Origin of the sequence: Rhodobacter lacus (genome assembly GCF_042683065.1) — a bacterium.
Classification (GTDB): Bacteria; Pseudomonadota; Alphaproteobacteria; order Rhodobacterales; family Rhodobacteraceae; genus Rhodobacter; species Rhodobacter lacus.
Genome location: NZ_JBHUIX010000013.1, coordinates 497,694 through 512,960 on the forward strand (window position 1 = coordinate 497,694; position 15,267 = coordinate 512,960).

6 protein-coding genes and 1 tRNA gene are annotated in these 15,267 nt (G+C 65.5%); 2 read left to right on the forward strand and 5 right to left on the reverse strand.

Annotated features, from left to right (window positions below; genetic code table 11):
- Positions 1-40: 40 nt before the first annotated feature.
- The 4 genes from ACFSM0_RS14535 to ACFSM0_RS14550 form a co-directional block, all read right to left on the reverse strand.
- On the reverse strand, positions 41-763 hold the full coding sequence (locus ACFSM0_RS14535; RefSeq protein ID WP_377391832.1) for an outer membrane beta-barrel protein: 723 nt from the start codon (positions 761-763) through the stop codon (positions 41-43).
- A 29-nt stretch (positions 764-792) separates the two neighbouring features.
- Positions 793-3,450: a DNA gyrase subunit A gene (gyrA, locus tag ACFSM0_RS14540; protein WP_377392491.1), complete on the reverse strand. Its 2,658-nt coding sequence runs from the start codon at positions 3,448-3,450 to the stop codon at positions 793-795.
- Between the two features lie 208 nt (positions 3,451-3,658).
- Positions 3,659-4,138 (reverse strand): disulfide bond formation protein B, encoded by a 480-nt coding sequence (locus ACFSM0_RS14545; protein WP_377391835.1) that lies wholly within the window; start codon positions 4,136-4,138, stop codon positions 3,659-3,661.
- Positions 4,138-4,716 (reverse strand): YqaA family protein, encoded by a 579-nt coding sequence (locus ACFSM0_RS14550; protein WP_377391838.1) that lies wholly within the window; start codon positions 4,714-4,716, stop codon positions 4,138-4,140. Before ACFSM0_RS14550 ends, ACFSM0_RS14545 begins: the two co-directional genes overlap by 1 nt.
- 156 nt (positions 4,717-4,872) lie before the next feature.
- On the opposite strand from ACFSM0_RS14550, the gene ACFSM0_RS14555 reads away from it, so the two are divergent.
- Positions 4,873-4,956: transfer RNA gene (locus tag ACFSM0_RS14555), tRNA-Leu, on the forward strand.
- Positions 4,957-5,463: 507 nt separating this feature from the next.
- A complete protein-coding gene (locus ACFSM0_RS14560) occupies positions 5,464-6,339 on the forward strand; it encodes an EAL domain-containing protein (RefSeq protein WP_377391841.1) in 876 nt (291 codons plus the stop codon).
- 249 nt (positions 6,340-6,588) lie between these two features.
- Here ACFSM0_RS14560 and ACFSM0_RS14565 read toward each other — a convergent pair whose 3' ends face one another.
- Positions 6,589-15,258 carry a Tc toxin subunit A-related protein gene (locus ACFSM0_RS14565; protein WP_465270048.1) on the reverse strand — a complete coding sequence of 2,890 codons (8,670 nt, stop codon included), beginning with the start codon at positions 15,256-15,258 and terminating at the stop codon, positions 6,589-6,591.
- Between the last annotated feature and the right edge of the window lie 9 nt (positions 15,259-15,267).

A 15,267-nucleotide genomic window follows, 5' to 3' on the forward strand; every position in this document is an offset into this window, starting at 1 on the left:
AAAAGCACGAATCCCTTGAAATTGCCTTAAACGGCGCCGATCAGGAGCCGGGCAGGAAGGCCATCAGCCCGCGCCGGTCAAAGCTGACACCGCGCCCGCTGCCAAAGCTTGTGTGGATACCGAGCCCGAAGGTCGCTTCGGTATCCATGCCGTCGCCATCCATCAGCCCGATGCTGCCCGAGATCTGCACCCCCGAGGGCAGCGCATAGCCAAGCCGTGCATCGGCGCGCATCATGTCATTGGTGGAGGTGTCGAGCGCCTGATAGCTCGCGCCCAGCGTAAGCTGGTCGCTCAGCATCATGTCGGCGCCAACGCCGTAGCTGGTCACCATCCGGTTGCCGGTGTCGATCTTGCCGAACTGGCCAGAGACGGTGGTGGTGCCAAAGCTCTTGCGCGCCTCGGCGCCGTAATGGGTCGCGTCATCGCCGTCGACCCATTCATGGCCGAGATAGCCGCCAAGCGAGAGCCCGCCATCGGCATGAAAGATGCCATGCGTCGTGAAGGCGGTGCCAGAGATATCGGCGGCGCCAAAGTAGCTTTGCGCCAGATCGAGCTGCACGCCAAAGCGCGGCGTGACCCCGTATTCGAGCGCGCCCTCAAGCGTGGTCTTGTGGGTGCCGCGCGCCCCGGCATCGGCAAGGCTCGAATAGGCAAGGCCGACCTCGGCGCCGGTGACAATGCCCTCGGCCGATGCGGTGAGCGGTGCAAGCACCAGTGCGCAAGCAAGGGCCGTTTGCGCGGCCATCTTGAAAAAGTCCTGCATCTTCAACCTCATTCGGTTTGTTCTTGGTTTTATTCGAGTGCCTCGGAGGCGTCTTCATCCCCTTGGTCGGCGACGCGGGCAACGGAGACGACTTCTTCCTCCGCGCCGGTATTGAACACTTTCACCCCGCCCGCCGAGCGCGAGCGGAAAGAGATCCCCGCCACCGGGCAGCGGATCGACTGGCCGGTGGAGGTGGCGAGCATGATCTGGTCGCTGGCCTCGACCGGGAAGGAGGCGACAAGCGCGCCCGAGCGGTCTGCCATCTTGAAGGCGGTGACGCCAAGCCCGCCGCGCCCGCGCACCGGGTAATCGTGGCTCGACGAGATCTTGCCAAGCCCCTTGGCGGTGACGGTGAGGATCAGATCCTGCGCGTCGCGCATTTCGGCATAGCGCGCCTCGCTCAGCACGCCTTCGGCCTCGCCCGCCTCGTCTTCGGCTTCGGTCTCGACTTCCGCCTCGCTCTCGTCCGCGCCCATCTCGGCGCGCAGCCGTTTGAGGAAGGCGGTGCGCTCCCAGGCCTCGGCCTCGAAATGGCGGATCACGGACATGGACACGACCTTGTCGCCCTCGGCCAGCCGCACGCCGCGCACCCCGGTGGAGGAGCGGCCCTTGAAGATCCGCACCTCCGGCACCGGAAAGCGGATCGCGCGGCCCGAGGCGGTGACGAGCATGATATCGTCATCTTCATGGCACATGCGCGTGTCGACGAGGGTGACGCCCTCGGGCAGCTCCATCGCGCGCTTGCCGTTTTTCATCACCTTGGCAAAATCGGAGAGCGCGTTGCGGCGCACATCGCCATCGGAGGTGGCAAAGAACACCTGAAAATCGTCCCACGATTCCTCGGGCTCATCGACCGGCATCAGCGCGGCGATGGAAACGCCCTGCGGGATCGGCAGGATATTGACGATCGCCTTGCCCTTGGAGGTGCGCCCGGCAAGCGGCAGGCGCCAGCATTTGAGCGAATAGACCATGCCGTCTGTGGTGAAGAACAGAAGCTGGGTATGGGTATTGGCCACGAAGAGCGTGGTGACGACATCGTCTTCTTTCGTCGCCATCGACGAAAGCCCCTTGCCGCCCCGCCGCTGGGCGCGGAATTCGACCAAAGGCGTGCGCTTGATATAGCCGCCCGAGGTGATCGTCACGACCATGTCTTCGCGCTCGATCAGGTCTTCGTCTTCCAGATCGCCCGCCCAGTCAACGATTTCGGTGCGGCGCGGCACGGCGAAAAGCTCTTTGACCTCGCGCAGCTCGGTCGCGATGATCTCCATGATCCGCTCGCGCGAGGCGAGAATGGCGAGGTAATCGCGGATCTTGCTGGCCAGATCGGCAAGCTCGTCCGTCACCTCCTGCACGCCCATCGCGGTGAGGCGCTGCAGGCGCAGATCGAGAATGGCGCGGGCCTGAATCTCGCTCAGGTTATAGGTGCCGTCGGCGTTCACCGGATGCAGCGGATCATCGATCAGCTTGAGATATTCCAAAATGTCATGCGCGGGCCAGCGCCGCGTCATCAGCTTTTCGCGCGCCTCTGCCGGGTCGCGCGAGGCGCGGATCGTGGCAACGACCTCATCGACGTTCGAGACCGCCACGGCCAGACCACACAGAATATGGCTGCGCTCGCGCGCCTTGCGCAGCTCGTAAGCCGTGCGGCGCGCCACAACTTCCTCGCGGAAGCTGATGAAATGCGTGAGAAAATCGCGCAAAGTCAGCTGCTCGGGCCGGCCGCCGTTCAGCGCGAGCATGTTGCAGCCGAAAGAGGTTTGCAACTGCGTGAAACGGTAGAGCTGGTTCAGCACCACATCGGGCGTGGCGTCGCGCTTGAGTTCGATCACCACGCGCACGCCGACGCGGTCGGATTCATCGGCAATGCCGGAAATGCCCTCAAGCCGCTTTTCGCGCACAAGATCGGCGATCTTCTCGATCATCGCGGCCTTGTTCACCTGATAGGGGATCTCGTCGACGATGATCGCATGGCGGTCCTTGCGGATCTCCTCGATCCGGGTCTTGGCGCGGATGATCACCGAGCCACGGCCCTCGAGATAGGCTTTCCTTGCGCCACCGCGCCCCATGATCTGCGCGCCGGTGGGGAAGTCGGGGCCGGGCACGATCTCCATCAGCGCTTCCGACGACATGTCGGGGGTGGCGATCAGCGCGAGCGTTGCATCGATCACTTCGCCAAGGTTGTGCGGCGGGATGTTGGTCGCCATGCCGACAGCGATGCCGCCCGCCCCGTTGACCAGCATGTTGGGGAAGCGCGCGGGCAGAACCGTGGGCTCGCGGTCCTTGCCGTCATAGTTGTCCTGAAAATCGACCGTGTCCTTGTCGATATCGGCAAGCAGGAAGGCGGAGGGCTTGTCCATCCGCACCTCGGTGTAGCGCATCGCTGCCGCGCTGTCGCCGTCCATCGAGCCAAAGTTGCCCTGCCCGTCAAGCAGCGGCAGCGACATCGAAAAATCCTGCGCCATCCGCACGAGGGCATCGTAGATCGCGGCATCGCCATGCGGGTGGTATTTCCCCATCACGTCGCCGACCGGGCGCGCCGATTTGCGATAGGGCTTGTCATGCGTATTGCCCGTTTCGTGCATCGCATAAAGGATGCGGCGGTGCACCGGCTTCAGACCGTCGCGCAGGTCGGGAATGGCGCGGCTCACGATCACGCTCATCGCGTAATCGAGATAGGCAGTCTTCATTTCCGAGGCGATGGAGACCACAGGGCCGGCATGTGCCGGCCGTTGCGGGGTTTCGCGAGGGCTTTCCGAGCTGTCGGGAGTATCGGTCACGCGTGTCGTCTTCTTCTAGATTTTGTTGTTCCGCTTTATAGCGCAGGCAAGGCCTTGGGTGCAATCAACAAGAGCGCCCGAAGGCGCCGCCAAGCCGATTTGCCCGGACCAAAGCGGCTCAGGGCCGCGCCTTGGCCCGGGCCGCGGCGATCCAGAGCACCATCAGCACGAGAGAGATCACCGCATTGAGGTTGGGCATCGTCACGCCCAGAAGCTGCCAGGCGATCTCGTCGCAGCGCACGAGCGGCGCGGCATTGATCTGGGCGAGCAGGTCGGCGGCCGATGCCCCCGCGACCGGATTGGAGGTGCAGGCATCGGGCCCTTCAAAGAAGTGCCGTTCGACGCCGGAATGATAAATCCCGAGCCCGGTCGAGAGCGCCATGATCGCCGCGCCCAGATAGGCGGTGATCTGCGGCAGCCGCAGCGCCACCAGCGCCGCGCCAAGCAGCGCCGCGGCCAGATGCGGCCAGCGTTGCAGCACGCACAGCTCGCAAGGCGGATACCCCAGCGCCTGAAAGATCAGCGCGCCGGCCAGAAGTGCGGCAGAGCCGCCAGCGGCGAGCGCGATCAGGGCGCGGGAGGGGAGGGCAGGGAGCATTAGAGATACCTCAGAACATAGAATCCGCCGATCAGCAGCACCACGAAGAGGGTGAACAGCAAACCGAGCCAGCGTTCGATAAAGGCGCGGATCGGCGCGCCGAATTTCCACAGCAGGGCGGCGAGCACAAAGAAGCGCAGCGCCCGCGCCAGCATCGAGACACCGAGAAAGAGCCACAGGTCCAGATGCGTCGCCCCCGAGAAGATGGTGATCACCTTGTAGGGGAAGGGGGTGACCCCGGCGATCAGCACGGCCCAGCCGCCCATCGCGTTGAACCGCGCGGCGAGGCTCTCGAAGGCTTCGGCCTTGCCATAGAATTCCAAAATGGGTTGGCCGAGCGTATCCATGAAGCCATAGCCGATCGCATAGCCAAGCAGGCCCCCCGCGACCGAGGCGAGGGTGGCGACCAGCGCGATCCGCCAGGCCGCGGCCCGCGCCGCCAGCACCATCGGGATCAAGAGCACATCGGGCGGGATCGGGAACACCGAGCTTTCGATGAAGGCCACCGCGGCCAGCACCCACCAGGCATAGCGCCCGCTGGCTTGCCGCATCGTCCAGTCGTAAAGCTTGCGGATCATGCCTGCACCCCTTCCGGGCCGCTTTAGCGCCCGCACCTGCCATCGATGTCTCGCTTCTCCTTTGCGCAAGGTCAAGCACCGGATCGGTTCGGGGGCCGTTGTGGCTGGATTGGGCCTTGTCAGAGCCGCGCCGCGCGGCTAAGTGCAAGGAAGCTGGCCCGAGTGGCGGAATGGTAGACGCAGGGGATTCAAAATCCTCCGCCGCAAGGTGTGCGAGTTCGAGTCTCGCCTCGGGCACCAGCTTGAAATCAAAAGACAAAATCAGATCGGTGCGCGGGCGGATTTAGACGTCTTCAAAGCCGTTCCCACGGCCCGTTCCCACATTCATGTTTGGGTCTTGTTCTGTTTCACCAGCGTCATCGCGGCTTTGGAAAGCCGTTTGCGATTCGCCTTTGAGCGGTAATAAGCGCCTGCGCTGCCTCGGCGATCATCGCCCGGCGTTCGTCTTTGCGGAGATAGGATTGCTTTTGCGCGCTCATAAAGCAATCATATGATTGCTTCATGATTTTGCCAATGACCGCATGCCCGCAGTGCCGACATCCGCTGCCGGAGTTTTCTGCATGATGCCGTGTCCGACCGTTTCGGGGATAGTCGCTATCTGCGTGTGGTGATGATCGGCTTGGTCTTCAGCTTACCCAGGCGCCTGCACCACCGCCGATCTTAACCAATAACGTTATAATTTTTCGAATTTAAGGGCTTGTTGACCGACGTCACGCATTCTGAAAGCTCAAATTTGAAGAGTAACCGATGGAAAAGTTTCCCACTCCTGCGCGCAATCCCGTTGCGCTGTCACACGCGAGCCCGTTCTCCACCGCGGTGGGGCGCAGCGACTGCGAGACCCTTGCCATGGTGCACCGTGCGATCGAGCGGCACGATGTGCTCTTGGCGTTCCAGCCGATCTTTCCGGCGGCCAATCTTGAGCGCCCGGCGGTACACGAAGGGCTCATTCGTGTGCTCGACGATATGGGGCGGGTGGTGCCCTCGCATGATTTCATCGGTGCCATCGAAACCAACGAACTTGGCCGCAAGCTTGATTGTCTGGCGCTGGAGTTGGGGCTGAAGGCGCTCGCCGAAACCCCCGGTCTTCGGCTGTCGCTGAACATGTCGGCGCGCTCGATCGGCTGGCCCGAATGGACACGCATCCTCAACCGCGGCCTCGCGCGTGACGAGACGGCGGGGGAACGGCTGATCCTCGAAATCACCGAAGCCTCGGCGATGACCATGCCCGAACTCGTTTCGGTCTTCATGTCGGAGATGCATCTCAAGGGCATCTCCTTTGCGATCGACGATTTCGGCGCGGGCTACACCTCGTTTCGCTATCTGCGTGAACTCCATTTCGACATTCTCAAAATGTCCGGCGAGTTCGTCTCTGGCATCGCGCACAACCCCGACAACCAGGTTCTCACCAAGGCGCTTTTTTCAATCGCCGAGCACTTTGAAATGTTCACCGTGGCGGAAGGGGTGGAAACCGCCGAGGATGCGTCTTGGCTGGCACAAGCAGGCGTTCATTGCATGCAGGGCTATTATTTCGGCGCCCCCACCACCATGCCGCCGTGGAACGCCACGGGGGATGGTGCAGTTGACCCCGGCCACCCCCGGAGCGCACCGCGCGCCTCAAGCTGAGCGGAGGTGATCTTGCCGAACCGGTGTGACGGCCGCGCCCTTTCGGCAGGCGGATCGGCAAAGTGGCCGCGCCGGTGTAACCACGGGCCGGGGAACATATAACCCCGCTCTCTCTCGTGCGCGCGCCCCCCCCCCCGGTGGTCTCGGCAACGGCAGGCGACGGGGGCTGATGCCGTCTTTGCCTTGCAAAGAGGCCCAGCCCTTCAGGCCCGGCGATGGCAAGATCTGCGCCGTGCCCGGTTGGCGCGCTCACATGCTGGCCTTGTACCGGAGCACAAGCAGAAGGTCGCCCACGGCCAAGCCATGCAGCGCCCCTTCGGCCCCGGCCAGAACCCAGGTCTTGCGGGGATTGCCCGCGACCGTCAGCTCTGCGCCCTTGAGCTTGCCCGCCTCCCCCGCCGCCCCCGGCAGGGCAATGTAGAGCGCCGCCTTCCAGGCAACGGCCACGCCGTCGACCGCAAGCGGCGGTGGCGCCACGCTCTGACCGGGGGCGGGACGCAGCAGCAGTTTGAGGGTTTCCGCCGTCAGGGTGCGGCCCTGCATCAGATAGGGGAAATGCTGATCCCCGAGCGTGAGCGGGATATCCCCGGGGGTGGCGGGGGGCTGCATGGTGAGCCGCGCCCAGACATCGGGCATCTCATGGCGCAGGCTGATCATCCGGTAGAGCCCCTGCGTCGCGGCATGGGCGGTGATCGCCGCGCCAAGGGCGGCATCCGCCGCGGCGCGGTCTCCCTGAAGCGCGGTGTAATCGAGATCGAGGATCACATCCGCGATGCTGGCGTAATCGAAGCTGCGCACCGATGCGGGCAGCTCAAGCCGCCATTCGCTGACTGCGCCCGCGCCCTCAAAGGGCAGATAGCGCTCGCCATTCGGGCTTTGCTCAAAACTGCCCGAATCGTCGATCCCGCGGCTCAGGCTGATCGCCTCGTTTTTGCCCGCCAGACGCTCTTGCAGCGCCGCGCCGGGCTCGGGGCGCACATCGCCCCGCACCAGCGTGAGCCGGGCGCCGATATTGGTGCGCGGCCCTGTCACCGAGGGGATGCTCACCCGCACGGACCGGATCAGGCGCCGGTACTGGCCGGGGTAGATCGTCTCGAACGCGATCTCGGGCAGGCGGAGGGTGCATGCCCCGGTCTGGCGCAGGTTGACCAGTTCTGTCGGGTCGAGCATCGCCAGCGAAAAGGCCTGACGGATCTCCTCGCGCCGGGTGCCGGCGCGCAGATGCGCCTGTTCCAGCTCCAGAAGCTGCAGCGTCAGCCGCTCGCCCGCGAGCAGGCCGCCATGGGCCGCATCCCAGCTGTCTGCGGCAATGAAACTGTCGGTCTGGTCGGTCTCGAACTGATAGGCGCGCTCCGCCTCGCGGGCGGTTTCAAGCGCGAGCGCAAAGGCGCGCCGGTAAAGCCGGCCAAGGCTGCCCGCCAGATGGGTATAAAGGCCAAGCCCGGTGAACTTGTCCTTGAAAAACCGCTCCCGCTCTTCGGTCTGTGCGCGCTCGCGGTCGAAGATCTCCAGTTCGCGCTCGGCAATTGCCACCCGAATCTCTGCCATCGCGCTTTGCACGGCGCGCTCGCGCGCGTCGATCCGCGCCAGCTCCCGCTCGTCACGCCATCCCTGCTCGCGGCGCTGGTTGGAGGCTTCGAGCCTTGCAGAGGAGGCAAGCTGGGTGAAGACCCCCGCCATCGCCGAGGTCCAGAGCGCAAATTCGACGCCGCTGTCGCCCAGCTCCTTGCCGCCGTATTTCATCGAGAACGGGCTGCCGACCTGCGGCACCAGATAGGTGATCCCCGCCATCAGATGCACCACGCTCTCGGCGATCTTGAGGCCCGTGGCGGCATGGGTGGAGACCTGCTCCAGCACTTCCCACGGGTTCAGCCCGCCCGAGATCAGCGCATCCAGCTGGGCCACCCGCGCCTCTGCGCGCTGCTGCTGCAAGGCCGCGCTCTCATAGGCCCGCCCGGCTTCGCTCAAGCGGCGCTCGCGCAGCGCGCGCGACAGGCTCTGAAGGTTGCGTTCATGGGTGATTTGCAGGCGCGAAAGCTCTTCGGCGTCTTTCTTTTCCAGAGCCAGAAGCAAAGCACTGCCAAAATCGCGCGTCAGCTGCGCCGCCTGACGCGCCTGTTGCAACAGCACGCGGAACCGGTGACGCGGGCTTTGCCCGGCCCCGACCGCGAGCGCCGCCAGATCTTCGAGGCTCAGGCCCGCCGCGCGGGCGCGCACCAGCATCATCGGGTCGATCGGCGGATCGGTCAGCGCCAGACGGCGGCGCTGGCCGCTGATGTTCTGGCAATTGCGGATCTTGAAAAGCTGCAAGTCGATCCGCGTCCAGCACGCCAGCAGATCTTCGTTGCGCGGCACGCAGAAGGCCGCGCTGACGGTGCGGGCCACCACCGGGCCGGGCAGGGTGCGCGCGGGCTTCACCCGCACCCGATCCGCCAGGGTGACGCGGTCGATCTTCAGCCGTTCGGCAATCTCGCTCGGCAGGTGGGTCTGTTTTTTGGCGCGCACGGCGATTTCGGCGCCCGGCAGCGCATGGATGGAGGAGCGGGTCGCCGCCATGCCGTAGCGCGGCGCGACGGTCAATTTGTCCCGCGCCACCGCCTCGGCCGCGGTCATCTCCGTGCCATCGCCCAGCCGCACCCTGGTGGTGGTATCGGTTTTCATCCGCAACCGCGCCTCGACGAAACGGTCGCTCAGGCGCGCCGCTCCCGCGCGCGCCTCGATCATCTCCAGCGAGACCGCGGCGACCCCCTCATGGGGGAAGGCGGCAAATTCGGCCCGGTTGAGCAGATCCTGCATCAGCGGCTTGCGGGAATATTCCTGACCATTGCGCTGGTTGATCAGCACGTTTTCGAGCAGCACCAAAAACTCGGACCCGGCCCGACCGCTGCTGGCGATCTTTTCATAGGTCAGGCTCTCGGCGGTCTTGCATTCGCCCGCCTCGACGGGTTTGTCGCCCAGCACATCGCGCGCGAAACGGTAGAGCATCAGCGCCTCGTTGACGCTTTCGCGCGTGTCGCGGGCAAAGAGCGCATCGGCCCAGTCGACGAGGTTGTCGACATAGGCCATGACCACCGCTTTCATATAGGCGCTGCGGCGCAGCGCGGCGATGGCATGCGGATCGAACGGATCGGTCTTGTAGGCCGCGATGGCGCGCGTGTCGGTGAGAATGTCGCGCAGCTTCGGCAGGGAGGCCTCGCGGAACTGGCAAAAGCGCCAGTTGTGATCCGAGGGCTTCACATCGGCAGGGCTTTCCGGCGAGGTGGGGTTGAAGATGCGCTCATACCACCAGCGCGCCTCGCGGAACTTGCCGGTCGCGTTGCAATGCCGCGCGATCAGGAACGGGATGTGGAAAAACATCTCCCAGTAATAAAGGCCGTAGGGCCCGCGGAAATCGAGCCTCTGGCCCTGATCGTTGCGCAGCGTCTGGGTGGGCAGATCGAGGAAGGCTTCAAGCCCGCGGGCATGGAGCGTTTCGGTCAGTTCCTCGGTGAGGACGGTCGAGAGCGGCACGGCGGTGACGCCGCCCAAATCCGCCGGCAGGCTCAGCGTCGCCGCACCCCAAGGTTGCTGGCTGATGGTGCGCGGCGCCTCGGTGAAGCTGGTGTGACCGGTCTCGACGAAGAAGCTGGTGATTGAGCCGACGCGGCAGAGGTCATATTCCGGTTTGAGAAAGGCGCGCGTGCCGGCGGTGAGCGCGCGGTAGCTCGCGCGCCGGTCGAGCTGCGTGACCCGGGCATCCGTCAATTCCCCCCGCGCGAGCGAGAGGCCGGAGCGGGTGGAATAGATCGTCGTGGGCTGGGTCTCGGCGCTCAGCCCCAGCCGCAACGAGAGGACATCGGTCTCGACCACGCAGGCGGTGGGGCCGATGATGCGCGCCTGTGCAACCAGCGAAAAGCTCAGGCCAAAGGCGGAGATTTCGAGCGCAATCGGGGTGCTGCCCCCGAACTGGTTGTTGAGCACCCGGAAACTCGCGCCCGAAGAGCTTATGTGGATCGGACCGGAGGTGACGTTGAGCGCACCGGTGCGATAGATCACCTCCTGCACGCCCTCTTCCTGTGACCAGATGTAATGCAGCTGCATCGGCTCGGCATCGGTTTGCCCAAGGGCCGCATAGGGCTTGCCAAAGACATCGCGGCAGAACTGCTGGAACACATCTTCCTTGATCGCGTCGCGCTCTTCGTCGTCAAGCGGATAGCGGCCCAGAACACGTTGATAGACTTCATCGCGCGGAAGCGTCATCGCGCCGAGCGGCATCTTTTGCACGGTGCTCCAGCTTCCGTCCTCGTTGCGCGTGGCGTAGTGCGTCTTCACCTCGAAACGCACCCCGCCCGGCACCGAGTCTCCGCCGCTGAAGTTGTTTAGCTCCTTGTATTTTATGTCATTCCAGAACAGATAAAGACGACCGTGGTGCAGGATCGGCGAGACGCGGGCGGCCTCGATCGGCACCTCCATCGGTTGCCAGTTGCCCCAGACATCACCATCCGGGCGATAGCTGCGGTAGAAGTAGCGGTTTGGCGCGCGGCCGGTGTGGGCGAACAGGTAATAGGTGCGCGGATCGGCCGCTTCCGACAGGTGAAACCGCGGAAAGGCGCCCTCGGTCCAGTCGCTGTCATAGGCCTGCACGGGCATGCTCGCCCCGGTCATCTTGATGACGGAAGCGGTCTTGGCGGCGTTTTGCTGAGTGGCGGTGAGCGCCTTGGGCAGATGCGCTGCGATCTCCGCCCAGAGCGGCGCGGGCGCTTGCGCCAAAGCGCCCGCATAGCGCAGCGCGGCCAGGTCCGCAAAGCCCGCAAGATAGCGCTTGTAGGCCTCCTCCGCGCTCGCGAGCGACACCTCCTGCTGCATCAACTCATCTTCGAGCGCCTTGAAAAGATGGGTCTTGTCGTCGCGCAGGGCGGGGTCGATGTAATTCTCGGGGTAGAGGAACACCTTCCGGTTGGCTTCCCAGACGCGGTAGTTCTTGGACCAGTCCCATTCCTCCGCGGGCAGCCATGTCGGGTCGACCCGGAGGTTTGGCAGTGCCGGGTTCAGCAAGGGATCGGATTGTTCGAGGTTGAGGAGGCAGCGGGTGATATAGGTCTGGAGGCTCGAGACCGCGGCGATCACGCGGCTCGTGGTAAAACAGCCGCTCATCTCCGGGTCGAGCAGGAAGAAGGCGTAAAGATCGCCGCGATCCCGGAACTTGAAGCGGTCGTAATGGCCGATGATGAAGGCGCAGATGGCATCGCGCCGCAATTCGTTGACCCGCGCCTCAAGGGCGCTCAGCGCCTCGGTTGCGCGCGCGGTGCCGCGATAGCGCGCCTGTGCCGCGCCGCGCAGGATATCGGCGGCCGACTGGCTGGGCTGGGCTGTGGCAATTTGCACCAGCGCGCCGCCATTGACGCCGAGCCGGTCCGCGGCGCGGGCGGCGGCAACAAGATGGCTCAGCGCCGCCACCGGGGCGGCGGGCAGCACCATCGCCTCCTGCACCGAGCGGAGCACGGGCGCGGGCAGGTTGGCAAGCTCTGCCATCAGCGTGATCGCGCCGCTCTCGAAGGTGGCGCCGTCATAGCCAGCCAGAGCCGCAAGCAGCTCAGGCTCGCGTTCGCGTGCGAGCCGGGCCAGGGCCGCATAATCGGACAGGGCGTGCCAGTCGGTCACGCCCAAAGCCGCCGGATCGGCGATGCCCCAAAGGCCGGGCGCGTCGCCCAGCGCCGCCACCGCGATCGGCGACAGCGCAAACGCGCTCACCATGCGGCGCGCACGCTCAAGCTCGCGCATCAGCGCCAGCAGCGGCAGGAGATCGGCAGACGTGTCCGGCTGCCCGTTGGTGAGCGGTGCGGCAAGGGCCGTGGCCATCGCGGCATCTGCAAGGGTGGCCGTGGTCAGTTTTCCCAGATAGCTGTGTTGCACCTCGCTCACGCTCACCCCATGCGTTTCGGCGAGGGCTGCGGCGAGCAGGCCAGTCTTGTCCGCGGCGGTCTCGGTTTGCAGTTGCGCGACGAGCGCGGCGGCGGTGGCCGGGGTTGCGGCAAAGCGGTGGGTGTCGTGTTCGGTGCCGGTCAGCACCAGCACCGCCTCGGCGGGGGCGATGTCGGCTGCACAGAGGCGGTCATGCCAGTCGATCACGGCCTGCATGTGCGCCACGGACACCGGAGCGGCGCCACCGGTGACGACCCTGGCGAGCGCCGCCAGCTCTTCGGCGGTGCGATTGAGCCCGCGCATCACGTGCGAAAGCCGCCAGAGCCGGACCAGCGCCTCGGCATCGAGCACGATATCGGTGGTCAGATCCTTGCCGAGCAGGGTGAGCAGCCCGCTCAATTCCGCCCCCGACACCCCCAGCCCCGCCGCCAGCGGCGCGGCAACCGTATCGGCGGTGCGGTCCGCCTTCAGCGTGGCCGTGGGCGCGTAGCGCGGGCTGCCATCGGCATTTTGCCCCACCACGCCAAAGAGCGCGCGCCGGTCGAAGACGCGGTCGATCAGCCCGTTTTGCCCCGCCCGCAGCCCGGTTTCGGGCAGCGGACCCGCAAGCGCGGCGGCCGCTTCCCGGTCAAGCCCGAGCCGGGCTGCGAGCGCAAGGAGCGGCGCCAGCGCGAGGAAGCGTGGCCGCCCGCTGGCATCGACCGAGTCGAGCGTGGTGATTGCGCCTGCCGCCTTGAGCGCGAGGAGCAGCAGGTCAAGCTCGGCAAAGCTGGCGCCAATGCCGCGTGCCAGCCGCAGCAGGCGGTGCAAAAGGTCCAGCCGGGCCGCGGTGAGGCCCTGAAACTGCTCCGAGAACAGCTGGATATCGGCGCTGTCCTCGACGACGCGCAGATGGACCTGTGCAATTTCGGGAAAGCAGCGCATCGCGAGCAGCGCGCTCACCTCGTCGCGGGTCAGCCCGGCAAAAGCCATGAAATCCTGAACGTTCAGAGAGGCGAGCGCGACCTTGCCAAACCGCGCCCCCACGCCCGCCGGATCGGGCCGGGCGATCACCGCCTCTTGCGCGGGGGTGAGGCCCAGATATTCGCGCGCCCAGTCCGCCTCTGCCGCCCGCGTCAGCCGCAAGAGCGCCGCGAGCGGCACATTGGCATCGGCGGCATAGATGCGGGCCTCTTCCAATCCCACATCGGCCGGAAGCGCGACCGAGTTCTGCGCCGCCGCAAGGCCCGCCCAAGGATCGGCAATGGCCAGCTCTTTCGCCACAAACTGCGCCAGCACCTCGTTGACGATGGTGAGATAGGGCAGCTCCGTCTCGGCATTCGCGCAGCCGAGATCGAGAGACCACAGATCCGGGCGGCGGCGTTTGAGATAGAGCGGATGGTCGGTATGAGAGGGCTCGAACAGGCGCTTGGACACATGGGTCGAGACAAGGCGCATCAGATCGACGAAATAGGCCGAAACCGAAAAGATCGAGCGGCAATGGCGGCAGTTGCAACTGTTCTGAACGCCGAACAGGGCTTCGTACCCGTCCAGCTCGCGCAGATCGTTGACGAGGTTTGGCGCATTGGCCACGCGCAGCCGGTCAAAGGCCCCCTGCGCGGTATCGCGGATTTCCTCGAAAATATGCGCGACGGCGGCGCTAAAATCATGCGCCTTGGCGTAAAGCGCATGCGCCTCGAATACATCCAGTTTCGCGGTGCGGATGAACTGATCTTCGCTGATCGCGGTGATTGCATCGGCCGAGCTGAAGCCCGCATCCATCAACGCCAGCGCCTTGGTTGGCGCATCGGTGAGGCTCAGCATTCGCTGCGTGGCCTGCAACTGTGTGCGGATCGGCCCGTGCACGGTGGTGTCGAGCCCGGCCCAGTCAAACCGGATCTCCTTGTCGACGAAATCGGCCACTTGCAGGTCGATGCCGGGATTGGCCTTGAGGAAGGTCTCGAAAGCGCCGAGGCGGTCGGTGACGAGGCCCGCTTTCACATCGGGCGTCAGCCGCGGATCGCGCAGCACCTGATCGACACCAAGGCCCCGGAACCGTTTGGCCATCCGCTCCAGCCGGTCAAGGTCCGCCATCAGGTCGCGCCGGTCGCTGGCCGAAAGGCCGCTGGTCTCCACGGTGTCGCGGGCGGTGCCGGGCTCGGGCAGGGTCTCCTTGGGCAAGCGTTTCAGCACCGCCGCGATCCGGGCGTTGTTCGGGCGATCGGCAATTTTGGTGAATCTGGTGAGCAGGTAATCCGAGGGGCGGGCGTTTTCCACGGCGCCGCGCAGGCTCTCGGCGTAGTCCGCGGCGTTCCCGGCCGTGGGCGGCAGCGCAACGGATTTGTCCTTGAGCAGGCGCAGCCAGTCGGCCTGTTCCCAGGCGACGAAAGCGTCGATCCCCTCGGCGCCGCTGTCCGCGAGGGCCGTGACGAGCGCGGCATTGCCGCCGCTGATGCGGCTGATCGTGGCGGCAAGGCGCAGTTTGCCCGCTTCGGCGGCCGTGATCGTCCGGTCGGTGGCGAGCGCGGCGATGGCGGAGGCGGAGGCGGTGTCGAGATCGAGCCCCCGCGCGAGCAAGGTGTCGATCTTTGCCTCGCTCACCCCCACGGCGGCAGCCACTGCGCGGTTGCGAGCCTCTTTCAGAAGCGGCGACAGCACCGGATGCCCGGTCAGCGGGCGATCAAGATCGAGCGCCTCCGCCACGCTCACCTGTGCACGCTCGCCCCGGCGCGCCAAGGCGGTGGCAACGGCGGCCCGCGCCTCGGGCGTGGCAGCGTCCTTGACCAGCACGGTCGTGACCACCTCGGCGAGGCTCTTGTCGCGCAGCGTTTCATAATCGAGATCGGCGCTGCGCAGCGCCTTTGCCGCCTCTTCTCCCAGATCGGCGGCCAGAGCGGCGAGCCGTTCGGCCATTTCCCGGTTGAGCGCCTGATCGAGGGCGGCGCGCTTGTCCTTGCCGATCTTGTCGACCGTCAGCCCGGAGGCCAGAGAAATCGCGGCGCCTGCCGCTCCACGAAGTGAGGTTCTGGCATTGGGCATGGCGCTCTC

Excerpts from the sequence above, each read along its gene's own strand:
- ACFSM0_RS14535 (WP_377391832.1), bottom strand. The coding sequence starts at position 763 with ATGCAGGACTTTTTCAAGATGGCCGCGCAAACGGCCCTTGCTTGCGCA.
- gyrA (WP_377392491.1), bottom strand. The coding sequence starts at position 3,450 with ATGAAGACTGCCTATCTCGATTACGCGATGAGCGTGATCGTGAGCCGC.
- ACFSM0_RS14545 (WP_377391835.1), bottom strand. The coding sequence starts at position 4,138 with ATGCTCCCTGCCCTCCCCTCCCGCGCCCTGATCGCGCTCGCCGCTGGC.
- ACFSM0_RS14550 (WP_377391838.1), bottom strand. The coding sequence starts at position 4,716 with ATGATCCGCAAGCTTTACGACTGGACGATGCGGCAAGCCAGCGGGCGC.
- ACFSM0_RS14560 (WP_377391841.1), top strand. The coding sequence starts at position 5,464 with ATGGAAAAGTTTCCCACTCCTGCGCGCAATCCCGTTGCGCTGTCACAC.
- ACFSM0_RS14565 (WP_465270048.1), bottom strand. The coding sequence starts at position 15,258 with ATGCCCAATGCCAGAACCTCACTTCGTGGAGCGGCAGGCGCCGCGATT.